We start from the raw sequence: 13,535 nt of genomic DNA, 5'->3' as shown, positions 1-13,535 counted from the left end.
ATGAGAAGCCGGTTGGATCGAAGGTGACAGCAAGGAGGCAGCCGGGCCTGGTCAGATCCGCTCTTGGTGGCCTCGCGTCATCCGCCTCTCTGGTGCGATGACAGAGACGTACGGGAAAGACCAGGCACTTTCCCGTACGCCGGGGAACGAGGGTCAGAAGTCGAACTCACCCTTCTTGGCCCCATCTACGAACGCGTCCCACACACTCGCACTCACCACGAACGGCGCCCGCTCCGGAGCCTCCGTGTCACGAAGCCCCGCCCGACCCCTCGACGATCGCCAAGACCCGTGCCCTGGTCAGCGACACCCTCACCGCCTGGGCCCTGGCGCATCTCGCCGCCGACGTCGTCCTGGTGGCCGGAGAGCTCCTCGCCAACGCCGTCGTGCACGGCGACCCCCCGGTCACCCTCTCCCTGTGGGCCGGGGCCGACGTACTCCACCTCCAGGTCACCGACCACAACCCGGAACAACCCCGCCACCTGAACCTGGACACCGACGCCCCGCACGGCCGCGGCCTCACCATCGTCGAAGCCCTCGCCCACGACTCCGGCGTCACCCCACTCCCCAACACCGTCTGGGCCCGCTGGTACCTCCCCCCGGACGACGCGCGGGCTGCGCCGGCGAGCCACGGGCGACCGATCCACCGAGGTCGCCGCACGCCTTGAGAGCCCCGGGAAAGGGTTGGCAGGGCTCTTTCTCCCCCGCCCGTCGGCACGGGTCGAACCGGCCTCTTGACAGACGGGTGCGGTCGGTCGTTTGTAAGTGTCGTGCAATCGATCTGCCGTACCCATGGGAGCCTCCGGACCGGCCGTGCGACACCTCGGTCAGGTCGCCACCGCGCCGCGCGCCCGATGACGGACGACGATTGACGGACGAGAGGTGTTCATGGTGGACGACACGACGTTACGGGTCCGGTTGCGGTGCACCGGCGGAATCGCCGGAGAAGAGATCAACGGCCTGCTGGACGCGTCCCACCTGCCGGCCGACCGGGCGCGTGAGCTGGAGGCGCTGGTCGGGGCGCTGCCCGCCGAGGACGTTCGCGGGCTGTTCCCGCCGCCGGTGCCCGACTCGACGTTCTACGAGCTGCACGTCGAGAGGTACGGCGAGCGGCGGGCCTACTGGTATCACAGCGGCAGCCTGCCGCCCGAGGTGCTGCCGCTTGTCCGGCTCCTGCTCCATGCCGCGGACGGGAACCCCTCGACATGACGGCGGCGACCGCTCCGGCACCCGGCATGCTCTCCGCCGCTCAGGCCATCCAGATCGGCGGGCTGACCTGTGTCGTGGCCGCCACCGCCTCCTTCGAACGCGTCCGGGGCTCCCTGCCCTCCTGGACCGACCTCCGTTTCTCCAAGGCGCACAGGCTCACCGACCGCCTGGTGGAGGAGGACGCGCCCGTCGTCAGGTGGGCGAGGCGGGAGATCGACGAACTGCTCGGCCCGTGCGGTCCCGACATCCGGTGGGCGATCGGCGCCGCCGCTGCCGCCCGGGTCGGCAGGGGCTCCGTTGAGGAGGTCGTGCTCGGCCTCGGCCTGGCCGCCGCCGATCTCTATGTGGCCGGGCGCACCGCCGACCACCTGGCGATGATCCTGGACCTCGGCGCGGGCCACGAGCGGGCCTCCGCGATCCGCGGGCTGTTCGAGCAGGCCAACAAGGACCTGGCCGTCGCGCGGTCGACGGTGATCGCGGCGGTCAGAGTCCTGCGCAGGATGCCGCGAATCCGCCGGTACTTTCCGGCCGAGGTCGAACGGACCGCCAGAGCGCTGTCCAGGCTGGTGAGCGAGCCGCCCCCGGCCTTCGACGATCCGCCCTACGAGGCGGCCGGACGGCGCTCGCGCCCGGGGCAGCGCTGGTGTGAGCGGATCAGACAGGCGATCTGGGACCTTGAGGCGGTCCTCTCCCTCCCGCCGGCCCCGGCCTGGCCCCCGCCGCCGCCCTCGCTCGCGGAGACGTCCGCGCTCGCGGAGATCCTTGCCCACCCGGACGACACCGCCGCCCGCCTGCGATGGGCGGAGCTCGCCGAGCGGCGCGGCGCCCCCCGGGCGGCCCTGGTCCGCGCGCAGGTCGAGCTGCGCGAGACGGTGCGGCGCCGACCCGAGTCCGAACGGTTCGAGTCGCGCCTGAGCCGGTTGCTGGTCGAGTGGCATCCCGAGTGGGCGGCGCCGGTGAGACGGCTGGGCGCGCGGGAGGTCGCGTTCCGCCGGGGTTTCGTCGAGTGGGTGTCGATCGACGCCCGGACCTTCCTGCGACGGGCACCGGAGATCTTCGCGGTGGCGCCGATCCTGTACGTCAAGCTCACCGGCGTGGCATCGCTGCTGCCCGACGTGCTCGCCTCCGGGCTGCTGTCCCGGCTGCTCGCGCTGGACCTGTCCGGTGAGGGGCTCGACGATGGTCATGTGGCGGCGATCGCCGGGGCTTCGGGACTCACCCGCCTCCGGTCACTGGACTTGAGCTCGAACCCGATCAGTGCCACCGGCCTGGCTCACCTGTACACCACCGCCGCACTCCCGTCGCTCGTGTACTGCGATCTGGACGGCACCTCCTGCGGCCCGCTGTACTGGCTCGGCTGGACGGCGCAGGAATATCCGACCGAGGAGTGGGTGGCGACCCCGCTCAAGGTGAGTCTGGCGGCGGACTTCGGCGAGCGACCATGGGCGACGCCGTACCGAATCCCTCCGGACTTCGACGCGCTGACCGCGCTCATCGACCCGATGACCGGCAGGCCGCCGAACCCGCGGGGCTGAGGACCCCGGCGGGAACCGGAAACCCAGAACAGCGCAGAGGAGCGGTGCCGTGGAACAGTGGGCGAGATACGCGTTGCTCGGCACGATGCTGGCCGCGCCCATCGTCCTGTACCTGGGCCACCGGTGGTGGAGGCGCAGGCGCCCGAGCTGGACGGACGAGGAGCTCCGCGCCGCCTTCGAGGCCGTCAGGGCCGGCCGGCCGATGACCCGCGACCTGGCCCGCCCGTACGGTGTCCATGTGGCCAAGAACTCACGCCGGGCTACCGGCGTGGTCCTGGCCACCCTCGACGGAGACAGGTGTCAGGTCAGGCTGCCCGACGGGACCATGGTCACGGCGACGCGCTCGCACAGACTGTGGAGGCGCAGGATCAAGGTGACGCCGGGCGACCAGGTGCGGCTCCTGTTCACGCCGGAAACCGGACTCGGCCTCATCAGGGCGGTTCGGTGACTCGGGCGAAAGCGGTGACTTTCCATAGGCGCCTGGGTCAGACCGGTGGCCATACGAGCGAGAGGAAACCGCGTCGAGTTACGCGGTGGTCGCGACAGCGGTGCGGGGGCCCAGGAATTCTGGAGTGCCGATTTGGACGTGCTGGTGACTGTCACAGCCGAGAACTCCGCGGACGAACTCCGTAACCGGAAGGACCGAGTACCAGGAGACCTGGCTCTCCGCCTTTCCCACAGATCCGGAGCAGGCCACCGCCACGCTCTGCGCCCGGGTGGGAACCACTCTCTCAAGGGAGGAGTGGACGAGGCTTATCCCCGAATCGCCCTGCCGCGAGATCTGCCCGAAGGGCGCGGCGGGGATCAGGTAGGCGGTGTCCGCTCGGTCAGTCGCTGTCGATCGAGGCGTGCCCGGCGGTGATGTCGAGGTCGCGCGGGACGAGCCACCAGATGGCGAGCGCGACCGCCAGCATGAGCAGGGCCCCGGCCAGCCCGGTCACCTCCAGTGACACGGTGAACGCCGTTTTCGCCTGGCGGGCTAGCTCCATCCCGGCTGTTCCGGCGTGGCGGACGGCCTCGATCGCGCCTCCCAGGGAGTCGCGCGCTGCCTCGACGGCGGAGATGGAGGGTGGTAGCGCCGCGCGGTAGACGGCGGCCGCGACGCTGCCCAGCACGGCGACGCCGAGCAGGCCGCCCAGTTCGTAGGAGGTCTCCTCGATCGCGGCGGCGCTGCCTGCCTTCTCCAGCGGCGCACCCGCCATGATGACCGATGAGGCGATCGCCAAAGAGCCCATGCCGGAGCCGACCAGCAACAGTGACACGGCGACCCATGGGTAGGTGACGGGTGCGACGAACAGCACGCCGAACCCCAGCCCGGAGATCGCCAGGCCGCCGGCCAGCACCGGGCGGGTCCCGATCCGGGCGGCCAGCCAGGGCGCCAGCGGAGACAGCAGCAGCGCGCCCAGCGCGGCCGGCAGCATCCGCACGCCGGTCTCCAGGGGGGAGTAGTCCTGGACGAGCTGCATCCACTGCGCCATCAGCAACATCACCGCCCCCATCGCGATCGAGGTGCTCAGCGCCGCCAGCGTGCCCGCGCTGAACGGCCGGCTGCGAAACAGGCGGACCTCCAGCAGCGGGTCGGGCCGTCTCAGGCAACGCTGTACGAACCAGGTGAGCGTCACCACCGCCACGGTGAGGGCGATCCACGGCCATGGCGTGGCAGGTCCCTCCTTGGCGAACTGCTTGATCGAGAAGACCAGGGCGACCATCCCGGCGATCGACAGGGCGGTGGCGGCCAGGTCCCAGCGGCCCGGGCGCGGGTTGTGCGACTCCGGAAGCAGGAACAGGCCCGCGAGCACCGCCAGGACCATCACCGGCACGTTGACCAGGAACGCCGAATGCCAGCTGAAGTGCTCCAGCAGCAGCCCGCCCAGGATCGGCCCGAGTGCGCTCCCCAAGGCGGCCATCGCCGCCCAGATGCCCAGCGCGGTCGCCCGTTCCGCCGGGTCGGCGAAAAGGGTGCGGATCATCGACAGCGTGGATGGCATGATCATGGCACCGCCGACGCCGAGCAGGGCCCGTACGGCGATCACCTCGCCCGGCGAGGAAGCCCACAGCACTGCCACCGATGCCAGCCCGAAGAGTGCGAAGCCGGCGAGCAGCGTCTTCTTGCGGCCCCAACGGTCACCCAGGGCGCTCACCGTGACCAGCAGGCCCGCCAGCACCAGTGAGTAGACGTCCACCATCCACAACAGCTCGACCGAGCTGGGCCGCAGTTCGGCGGAGATGGCGGGCAGGGCGACGTTGAGGATGGTCATGTCCATGACCACCAGCAGCAGGCTGGCCGACAGCACCGCCAGGCCGGCCCATCGCCGTGGGTGGGGCGGCGCGGTGGCGACGCCTGGTACGGGCGCGGGGAGGAGAGTCATCGCGTCCCCCCGGCGACGCCGGCGCCGTTGAAGAACGTCTCGTGCACGAGCCACGGCAGGTCCCGGCGCGCGACACTGCCCTGGTGCAGGCTTTCCCTCACGGCCAGCAGCAGACCGTACACCGTGTTGCTGATCCACCGGGCGGGCAGGTCGGCGCGTAGGACTCCGGCTCGTTGTGCCGCCTGATAGAGCGTGATCTCCCGCTCCTCCAGCGCGTCACTGCGTTCGCGCAGCGCGGGCATGGACAGCGTCAGGTCGGCCAGGGCGAAGCTGTACTCCTCGGCGTCGTCGATCAGCCCGGTCAGCATCTCGCGCAAGGCGGCGGTGATCACGGCCGGTTCCGCCGAGCGAGCGGCCTCCCGGATGCCCGCGCTCTGCTGGGCGGCTTCCCAGCGATCCAGCGCGTGGTGGCCGAGTGCCAGCAGCAGTTCCTCACGGCCGCTGAAGTGGCGGTGCAGCGTGGCGCGGCTCACCCCGGCCGCCTCGGCGAGCTCTCCCATCGAGGCGCCCGGATCCTGGTTGAGGTGCTGGATCGCTGCAGCAATGATCTGGTCGTAGCCCACAGCCATCAGTCAACTCCGCATCATTTGAAACACATTTGTCTCAAATGAGAGTACAACGTTCGACGGTGTTCCGATGGACGGGCTCGATCACACCCGCCAGGAGTACCCGGCCGAGGAGTGGGTGGCGGCCCCGCTCAGGTCTCAAGCCTCGGATTCCTGCCGAGCGGCTCCGGCGGTCAGAGGATGCCGCGCTTCTGTGGCAGGTCGATGCCGCCGAACACGGTGGCCAGGACGAGCCCGGCGAGGCCGATGACGACAAGGCCGAGCAGCAGCCAGGCGATGGGGTGCCCGAGGTTGAGCGTCCAGCTGGAGGAGCCCAGCCGGGCGTGGACGAGAAGGGCGGGGTCGCGCCGGTTGGCATAGATCGTGCCCGCGAGGAACCAGTGCCGGTCATCGTCGCGCTGCGCCATCCCGGTGTCCTCCTCCTGTTCATCGGGCAGGGCGGGCAGGCGGTGCCCTGCCTGGCCGACCTTCGCCTCCCACACCAGCCATCCGCCGAGCAGGGCGACCAACGGCAGGCACCCGGCCACCAGCCACCCGACCGTATTCCCGACGACCCCCCATTGCCGCAACGCCCAGATGAGCAGGCTCAGATTGAGGCAGGCGGCGGACAGCAGCGACAAGGTGGCCACACCGCGCAGGTAGATGCGGTAGCGGCGAGCCGAGGACCTGGGCCGGGCCGCGTCGAGGTCGGGCCGGGCACGCAACACGATCAGGATCACGACGACGACCAGCAGGGTGAGCCCGGCCTGGGACAACACAGGCTCGAACCATCCGGCCACGGTGCTGGACGACCACCAGCCGATCCCCGCGGTGAGCAGCACGACGGCCAGGGCGGGCAACCCCCACACCCACGGCACGCGGACCGGGTCGGTACGGAAGGTCGTGTCCATGGTGATGCCCTGACGCCGCTCGCCCGCCCATCCCCCGCCGCTCTTGGCGGCGCGGACCTTGAGATGGGCGCGGTAGTACAGCAGCAGATCGGCGACGACCAGTACCCCGAGTGTCACCGCCGGCTGCCCGGTGAGGATCGAGACCACCGCGGCGACGGCGGCCACCACGACGACCAGGCGGGTGTAGGTGCGCCGCTGGGTGACGATCGCCGGGTCGCCTGCCCGCTCGGCGGTCACCCGCACCCCGAACGGCAGCGTCGGCCGCGCCAGCGCGGGCAGCACCAGCATGAGGCATGTGACCAGCGCGACCAGAGCCAGGTCGGCGGCGATGGACAGCATCATGACCGTGTCCCGAAGCCGGCCACGATCGCCTCGCAGCGTCGTATCACGTCGTCGCGGTCCAGGCCGTGAACGGTGGCTTCCGCCAGGAGTACCCGCATTCTCTCTTCCCAGTCGTCGATGAATCCGGTCTCGGGCGGGCCGGTGTCGGCATCGCGGCGGATGACCGCCCCGCTCTTGCGGTTGATCCGGATGATGCCCTGCTGTCGTAGCAGGTCATAGGCCTTGTTCACGGTATGGAAATTGATACCGAAGTCCGCGGCGAGCTGCCGTGTCGAAGGTAGCGGGTCGCCCTCGCGCGCCTGCCGGCGGGCGATCGCCTCCACGACCCGGTCCCTGATCTGCTGGTAGATCGGGACCTCGCTGTCCAGGTCAAGTGTCAGGTGCACATCGACATCCTATCTGATATAGAACTAATAGAACAGATACAACTTGCCAAGGAGGCAGCATGATCCAGGTACGGATTCACGACGGAACGCTGAGCGTGCACTTTCCGCCGTGGACGCGACCGTTCGCCAGGGCCGGCCAGGTGGACGTGCCCCTGGAGGCGATCGCCGACGTGCACCACCTCGACCAGCCGCTCGCCGCGGCCAAGGGGCTGCGTTCCGGGCTGGTGGTCAGCGGCTACACCAAGGTCGGCACGTGGACGTCCTTCAGCGGCGTCAAGCGGCTGGTGGCCGCCCGCCGAGGCGTTCCGGGCGTGCGGATCGTCCTGAAGCACAGGGTGGCGGACGTCGACGAGCTGATCCTCAGCGCCCAGGACGCCCAGGAGATCCGGCGCCGGCTGACGCAGGTGCAGCAGTGAGCATCGAGGTACGCGGCCTGACCAAGGCGTTCGGCCCGGTATCCGCGGTCACCGACCTCACCTTCCAGGCCGCCCCCGGCACGGTGACCGGCTTCCTCGGGCCGAACGGCGCGGGCAAGACCACCACCATGCGGATGATGCTGGGCCTGGTCGCGCCCACCTCCGGCACCGCCACCATCGACGGAAAGCGCTACGCCGACCTGGCCAGGCCGTCGGCGACCGTCGGCGCGGTGCTGGACGGCTCCGGCTTCCATCCGGCCCACACGGCCCTGCGCCACCTGCGGATCTACTCCCGCATGGGCGGGTACGGCAAAGCCCGCGCCCTGCGGGTCGCCGAGCTGACCGGGGTGTCGGCCTTCGCCGGCCGCGCCACCCGCACCCTGTCCACCGGTATGCGCCAGCGCCTCAACCTGGCCACCGCCCTGCTCGGCGACCCCCACGTGCTCCTGCTGGACGAGCCGGGCAACGGCCTCGACCCCGAGGGCATCGCCTGGATGCGCACTTTCCTGCGCGACCTGGCCGCCGAGGGCCGCACCATCCTGATCTCCAGTCACGTCCTCGGCGAGATCGAGCAGACAGCCGACCGCATCGTGGTGATACATCAGGGACGGCTGATCGCCACCGGCCCCATCTCCGAGCTGTACGGCAAGACGGCCGTGCTTGTCCGGTCACCGCAGGCAGAGCGGCTCAGAAGTCACCTCATGGTCCCCACGGAGGTCCTGGGACCGGACACCCTGCGCATCCACGACATGACCACCGCGCAGGTCGCGACCGCCGCGGCGGACCACGGCATCGCACTGCACGAGATCACCCCCGAACGCCCCACCCTGGAGCAGGCGTTCCTCAATCTCACCGGAGACCACCGATGATCGCTCTCATCGCGGCGGAATGGAGCCGCCTGACCGGCACCAGGCTGTGGCTGTGGGGTCTGCTGGCCGCTCTCGGCAGTGGTGCCCTCACCGGGCTGCTCGCGCTCATCGGGCCGGAGAACTTCACCCCGCCCATGCCGGGCCTGGACACGGCCGAAGGCGTGCACGTCATGCTCGGCCTGCTCGGGTTCACCATGTTCATCCCCGCCCTGCTCGGGACGGCTGCGGTGACCACCGAACACCGGCACCGGACCATCACCACCACGGCACTGTTCGCCCCCCGGCGGTGGACCTGGCTGGTGGCCAAGCTCCTCACCTACACCGGAGGCGGACTCGCCTACGGCCTCATCGCCTGCACCGTCGCCGCCGGCGCCCTCTTCGCCGCGGCGGCGCTCAGGGGTGTCGCCCTTGGCCTGCCCACGAGCACCGTCCTGGCACTCCTGACCCGCATCGCCCTGGCCATGGCCGTCTACACCCTGCTCGGCGCGGCGGTGGGCGCGATCCTGCGCAACCAGGTGGCGGCACTCGTCACCGTCGGCGCCTACCTGTACATGATCGAGACCGTCCTCATGCTCATCCCCGGCGTCAAGGCGGTCTACCCCTACCTGCCGGGCGGCGCGACCTCCGCGCTGACCGGATTCACCTACCTGGCCGACGCCATCGCCGGCCAGACCGGCACCTCGGCCACCGCGTTGCTCTCCGCACCACTCGGCGCCGCCGTACTGCTCGGCTATGCCCTGATCGCCACCGCCATCGCCGTCGCAGCACCGCTCAGGCGAGACATCACGTGAAGGATTCGCCGGATCACCTGGTGATCCGGTAATTGAGCCGGCGGGTGGCACTCCCGTCCGGCACCGCCGGACAAAGGTGCTGTGAGCCCTGGTCAGGTGGCTTAGGTTCCCTGGCACCACAGGAAGGACGGCGGGGTGTCCATGATCTGCCCGGCTGTCAGGAAGGTGCACGGATGAGTAAGGCAGTTGCGTTCATTGAGGCCGACGGGATGGTGGCCATCTTCGACGCCGTCGACGCCATGGTGAAGGCCACCGAGGTGACGGTCGAGGGCACCATGCGCCTCGGCGGCGGCATCGTCGCGGTCTCCATCAGCGGGGACCTGGCGACGGTCGAGGAGGCCACCGAGGTCGGGGTCGAGACCGCCAAGGCGATATCGCGCGGCAAGGTCAGCTCCGTGATCTTCGCCTACCCGAGCGTGCCCGTCGCCGCGCTCGCGACCAACCCCTCCCTCATCGACGGCTAGGAGATCATCATGACAGGCTCACAGAACGCGATCGGCCTGATCGAGACCCGTGGGATCGTCTCCCTGGTCGCCGGCATCGAGGCGATGATGAAGACCGCCGAGGTCGAGACGATCAACGTGGAGCGGATCGGCTCCGGCTACTTCTCCGCCGCGGTCAAGGGCAGCATCGCCGCCGTGCGGCAGTCGCTCGACTCCGGCGCCGCCGCGGTCAAGCAGTACGGGGAGCTGCGCTCGGTGCAGCTCTACCCCCGCCCGGACGCCGTCTCCGTCGGGCTGCTCGACAACGGCACCCGCGAGCTGCTGACCGGCGGCACAAAGGCTGATGTGTCGTGATTTTGGCAGAGGTCACCGGCCGCATCTGGAACGAGCGTGCTGTCTCCGGCCTGGAGCAGCGCCGGCTCGTGACGGTACGGCCCGTCGGTGGGACGGAGACCCTCGTAGCGGTCGATCTCATCCACGTGGCCGCGCCGAACCTCGTCCTGCTCGCCAGTGACGAGGCGGCCCAGGCCGCCGCGTGCGGTGACGTGGCCGGGATCGACCTGGCGGTCGTCGCCCTGGTGGCGGGGGCCGACGTGGTCACCGTCGAGAACAGCGACGCCGGCCGGTGAACACGCCTGTCGTGGAGCGGGAGGGAGAGCGGTGACCCGGGTTCTGCGGAACTACGTGGGCGGTGAGTTCGTCGACGGCGCCTCGTCGTTCGAGAAGATCAGCCCGGTCGACGGCGGTGCCGTCGCGACGGTGCACGAGGCGGACGCGGTGGTCGTGGACGCCGCGGTGGCCGCGGCCCGGGCCGCGCTGAACGGCCCGTGGGGGCGGAGCACCGTCGCACAGCGCGCGGCGCTGCTCCGCCGGATCGCCGGCCGGATCGAGGAACGGTTCGAGGATCTGCTCGCCGCCGAGGTCGCCGACACCGGCAAGCCGATCGCGCAGGCCAGGAAACTGGACATCGCCCGGGCGGCGCAGAACTTCCGGTCGTTCGCCGACACGATCGCCGCGGAGGGGCTCGACTCCTACCTCACCGATACGGCGGACGGAGGCCGGGCGCTGAACTACGCGGTCGGCAAGCCGCTGGGCGTGGTGGCCGTCATCGTGCCGTGGAACCTTCCGCTGCTCCTGCTCACCTGGAAGGTCGCGCCCGCGATCGGGTGCGGCAACGCCGTCGTGGTGAAGCCCTCGGAGGAGACGCCGTCCTCGGCCACCCTGCTCGCGGAGATCATGGCCGAGGCGGGTGTCCCGGACGGCGTCTACAACGTGGTGCACGGTTTCGGCACGGGGTCGGCCGGTGAGCTGCTGACCACCCACCACGACATCGACGGGGTGACGTTCACCGGGGAGTCCAGGACCGGCTCGTCGATCATGAAGGCGGTGGCCCCGTGGGTCCGGCCGGTCTCGTTCGAGCTGGGTGGCAAGAACGCCGCGCTGGTCTTCGACGACGCCGACCTCGACCGCACCGTCGAGGGGCTGGGACGGTCGATCTTCACCAACACCGGCCAGGTCTGCCTGTGCACGGAGCGGGTGTACGTACAGCGCGGCGTGTTCGACGAGGTCGTCGCCCGGCTCGCCAAGCTGGCGGCCGAGTTCCGTCCCGGCCTGCCGGACGATCCGCTCACCACCATGGGACCGCTGATCTCCCAGGCTCACCGTGCCAAGGTCCTGTCGTACCTGTCGCTGGCCACCCGTCAGGGCGCGGAGTGCGTGGCCGGCGGCGGGATTCCCGACATGCCCTCGGCGCTGAGCGAGGGGGCGTGGATCGAACCGACCCTGTGGACCGGCCTGGACAACGCCACCGCGGTCATGCGGGAGGAGATCTTCGGCCCGGTCGCGGGGCTGGTCCCCTTCGACACCGAGCAGGAGGCGATCCGGCTGGCCAACGACACCAAGTACGGACTGGCCGCCGCGGTCTGGACCCGGGACCTGGACCGTGGCCACCGGGTCGCGCAGCGGATGAACGTCGGCATGGCGTGGGTCAACGCGTGGTACCTGCGCGACCTGCGCTCGCCGTTCGGCGGCGTCGGCCTGTCCGGCGTCGGACGCGAGGGCGGCAGGCACTCCATGCGCTTCTACACCTCCCCCACGAACGTCTGCGTCAGGATCGCGGGTGGCGGCGATGACTGAAGCCCGTGTGCTCGACGAGCCGACCGCACCGTGTGGAACGTTCCCGCACGTCAAGGTGGCGGGTGACCTGATCTTCGTGTCGGGCACCGGCAGCCGCACCCCCGACGAGATGGGCTGGAGATTCAGGCGGTCGCCCGCCGCCGTACCGCGGGCGCGCAGTAGCCGACGCCGGATATAGCCAGATATAGGGAGAGAGAACGCATGGCGAGCGTCTTCCGGGTGCCACTCGGACAAGACAGGGGTAACCACCCCGGATCGGCAGCGCCGAGCCCGGCGCACGGCCGGCGCACCCCGCCTCCGCCGCCGCCGAAGGCGGCACCCCCACCGAAGATCACTTCGTGCCAGGCGACCCGGCGCGACTGCAAGAGCGTGCTGCCCACCCCGCAGGCCGCGGCGGCCCAGCGGGTGAACGGCACCGGCTCGCTGAGTGAGCGGGACCGCCGCTGGAAGGCGTTGCACCAGGCCATGGCGGCCGAGGGCTACGACGCGCTGCTGTTCGCGGGCGCCGACTACCGGGGCCACAAGGGCAGCCTGCGCTACCTCGCGGACTACAACCTCGCCCACCGGTACGGCTACGCGGTGATGTTCCCGGGAGAGGAGCCCATCATGGTGCTCCCGCAGAACCTCTCCTCGGGACGCCGCCCGCACACCGCCTGGGTCTCGGACTACCGCTACCCGTACAACCTCGGTGAGGGGCTGGCGGAGGTGCTGGCGGGCCGGGGGCCTGCGCCCAGGATCGGCGTCGTCGGCCTCGGCCAGGTCATGAAGGTCGAGGACTACCTGGCGCTGGCCCAGGCCCTTCCCGGCGCGCGGATCGAGGACGCCGGGCAGCTGTTCGACCGGGTACGGGCGATCAAGAGCCCGGCGGAGTTGCAGGCCGTCCAGGAGGCCGCCTACATCCTGGACCGCTGCTTCGACCGGCTGCTGGAGATCGCCAGGCCGGGCATGACGGAGCGGGCGGTCGGCGCGGAGATGTACCAGATCGCCGCCGGTTTCGGCGGCGAGGATCCGCTCTTCCTGACGATGTACGTCGACTCCGAGCCCGCGGGCCCGGTTCCGACGTTCGGCGCGCCCCGCCACCGCGAGCTGCGCGCCAACGACGTGCTGACCTTCTCCTACGAGCTGGTCGGCCCGGCCGGGTACTGGGTGGAGTTCTCCAGGATGGTCACGTTCGCCGAGCCGATCGAGCCGGTGAGCCGGATCGCCCGCGCGGTCGGCGCCGGCATGGAGGCGGCCCGCCAGGCGCTGCGCCCCGGAACCTCGATGAGCGACGTCCAGCGCAGGCTGATCACCGCGGTGGAGGCCGAGGGCGTGAAGTCGTCCTACTGGTCCGGCCACGGCATGGGCCTGGACGTTCTGGAGGAGCCGTGGGTCGGCCTGGACATGGTCCAGGACAGCGGCAACGCGGGCGCGGTCACCGAGACCGCCGACGGGATGGTCCTCGCGATCCATCCCACCCTCTGGGAGGAGGAAACGGCGGCAATGGGCTATATGTCCGATACTTACATTGTCTCCGGCGGCTCGTGCCGAGCTCTTTCCAAGCATCCCGTCCAGCTCTACCGCGTCTGATGCGTGCGCAAGGGAGT

17 protein-coding genes and 1 pseudogene are annotated in these 13,535 nt (G+C 70.4%); 13 read left to right on the top strand and 5 right to left on the bottom strand.

Annotated features, from left to right (window positions below; all coding sequences use genetic code 11):
* Positions 1-153: 153 nt before the first annotated feature.
* Positions 154-249: pseudogene (locus ABT061_RS09570) on the bottom strand (DUF397 domain-containing protein); the annotation flags it as partial.
* Positions 250-275: 26 nt separating this feature from the next.
* Between ABT061_RS09570 and ABT061_RS09565 the strand changes: the two are divergent.
* The 4 genes from ABT061_RS09565 to ABT061_RS09550 all read left to right on the top strand — a co-directional run bounded on the left by ABT061_RS09565 (position 276) and on the right by ABT061_RS09550 (position 3,189).
* The gene (locus ABT061_RS09565) at positions 276-665 is read left to right on the top strand and encodes an ATP-binding protein (protein WP_350914920.1); all 390 of its coding nucleotides are present in this window, start codon (positions 276-278) and stop codon (positions 663-665) included.
* A gap of 220 nt (positions 666-885) precedes the next feature.
* Positions 886-1,206, top strand: coding sequence for a protealysin inhibitor emfourin (locus ABT061_RS09560; RefSeq protein ID WP_350914553.1), 321 nt, complete (start codon positions 886-888; stop codon positions 1,204-1,206).
* Entirely contained in the window at positions 1,203-2,741 is a 1,539-nt protein-coding gene (locus tag ABT061_RS09555) for a hypothetical protein (protein ID WP_350914551.1), read from the top strand. Before ABT061_RS09560 ends, ABT061_RS09555 begins: the two co-directional genes overlap by 4 nt.
* Before the next feature lie 49 nt (positions 2,742-2,790).
* On the top strand, positions 2,791-3,189 hold the full coding sequence (locus ABT061_RS09550; protein ID WP_350914549.1) for a hypothetical protein: 399 nt from the start codon (positions 2,791-2,793) through the stop codon (positions 3,187-3,189).
* Between the two features lie 379 nt (positions 3,190-3,568).
* On the opposite strand, the gene ABT061_RS09545 is transcribed toward ABT061_RS09550, so the two are convergent.
* The 4 genes from ABT061_RS09545 to ABT061_RS09530 form a co-directional block, all read right to left on the bottom strand.
* Positions 3,569-5,110, bottom strand: a complete 1,542-nt coding sequence (locus tag ABT061_RS09545) for an MFS transporter (RefSeq protein ID WP_350914547.1) — start codon at positions 5,108-5,110, stop codon at positions 3,569-3,571.
* The gene (locus ABT061_RS09540; protein ID WP_350914545.1) at positions 5,107-5,679 is read right to left on the bottom strand and encodes a TetR/AcrR family transcriptional regulator; all 573 of its coding nucleotides are present in this window, start codon (positions 5,677-5,679) and stop codon (positions 5,107-5,109) included. Before ABT061_RS09540 ends, ABT061_RS09545 begins: the two co-directional genes overlap by 4 nt.
* A gap of 170 nt (positions 5,680-5,849) precedes the next feature.
* A complete protein-coding gene (locus ABT061_RS09535) occupies positions 5,850-6,908 on the bottom strand; it encodes a DUF1648 domain-containing protein (protein WP_350914543.1) in 1,059 nt (352 codons plus the stop codon).
* A complete protein-coding gene (locus ABT061_RS09530) occupies positions 6,905-7,294 on the bottom strand; it encodes a GntR family transcriptional regulator (RefSeq protein ID WP_350914542.1) in 390 nt (129 codons plus the stop codon). Before ABT061_RS09530 ends, ABT061_RS09535 begins: the two co-directional genes overlap by 4 nt.
* A gap of 59 nt (positions 7,295-7,353) precedes the next feature.
* Between ABT061_RS09530 and ABT061_RS09525 the strand changes: the two genes are divergently transcribed.
* From ABT061_RS09525 to ABT061_RS09485, 9 genes are all read left to right on the top strand, one after another.
* Positions 7,354-7,710, top strand: coding sequence for a hypothetical protein (locus ABT061_RS09525; RefSeq protein WP_350914540.1), 357 nt, complete (start codon positions 7,354-7,356; stop codon positions 7,708-7,710).
* Positions 7,707-8,579 carry an ABC transporter ATP-binding protein gene (locus ABT061_RS09520; protein WP_350914538.1) on the top strand — a complete coding sequence of 291 codons (873 nt, stop codon included), beginning with the start codon at positions 7,707-7,709 and terminating at the stop codon, positions 8,577-8,579. Before ABT061_RS09525 ends, ABT061_RS09520 begins: the two co-directional genes overlap by 4 nt.
* The gene (locus ABT061_RS09515) at positions 8,576-9,370 is read left to right on the top strand and encodes an ABC transporter permease (protein ID WP_350914536.1); all 795 of its coding nucleotides are present in this window, start codon (positions 8,576-8,578) and stop codon (positions 9,368-9,370) included. The genes ABT061_RS09520 and ABT061_RS09515 overlap by 4 nt, the downstream gene beginning before the upstream one ends.
* 173 nt (positions 9,371-9,543) lie before the next feature.
* Entirely contained in the window at positions 9,544-9,834 is a 291-nt protein-coding gene (locus ABT061_RS09510) for a BMC domain-containing protein (protein WP_350914533.1), read from the top strand.
* A 9-nt stretch (positions 9,835-9,843) separates the two neighbouring features.
* Positions 9,844-10,167: a BMC domain-containing protein gene (locus ABT061_RS09505; protein WP_350914532.1), complete on the top strand. Its 324-nt coding sequence runs from the start codon at positions 9,844-9,846 to the stop codon at positions 10,165-10,167.
* Positions 10,164-10,442 (top strand): EutN/CcmL family microcompartment protein, encoded by a 279-nt coding sequence (locus ABT061_RS09500; protein WP_350914530.1) that lies wholly within the window; start codon positions 10,164-10,166, stop codon positions 10,440-10,442. Before ABT061_RS09505 ends, ABT061_RS09500 begins: the two co-directional genes overlap by 4 nt.
* A gap of 31 nt (positions 10,443-10,473) precedes the next feature.
* On the top strand, positions 10,474-11,949 hold the full coding sequence (locus tag ABT061_RS09495; RefSeq protein ID WP_350914528.1) for a 2-hydroxymuconic semialdehyde dehydrogenase: 1,476 nt from the start codon (positions 10,474-10,476) through the stop codon (positions 11,947-11,949).
* Positions 11,942-12,127, top strand: a complete 186-nt coding sequence (locus ABT061_RS09490; RefSeq protein ID WP_350914526.1) for a hypothetical protein — start codon at positions 11,942-11,944, stop codon at positions 12,125-12,127. Before ABT061_RS09495 ends, ABT061_RS09490 begins: the two co-directional genes overlap by 8 nt.
* Positions 12,128-12,150: 23 nt before the next feature.
* Complete coding sequence (locus ABT061_RS09485) at positions 12,151-13,518, top strand: M24 family metallopeptidase (protein WP_350914524.1); 1,368 nt, start codon at positions 12,151-12,153, stop codon at positions 13,516-13,518.
* Positions 13,519-13,535 lie beyond the last annotated feature (17 nt).

Source organism: Streptosporangium sp. NPDC002544, assembly GCF_040295965.1.
Classification (GTDB): domain Bacteria; phylum Actinomycetota; class Actinomycetes; order Streptosporangiales; family Streptosporangiaceae; genus Streptosporangium.
Note: the sequence above shows the minus strand (reverse complement) of the source record. Positions and strands in the feature narration are given on the sequence as shown.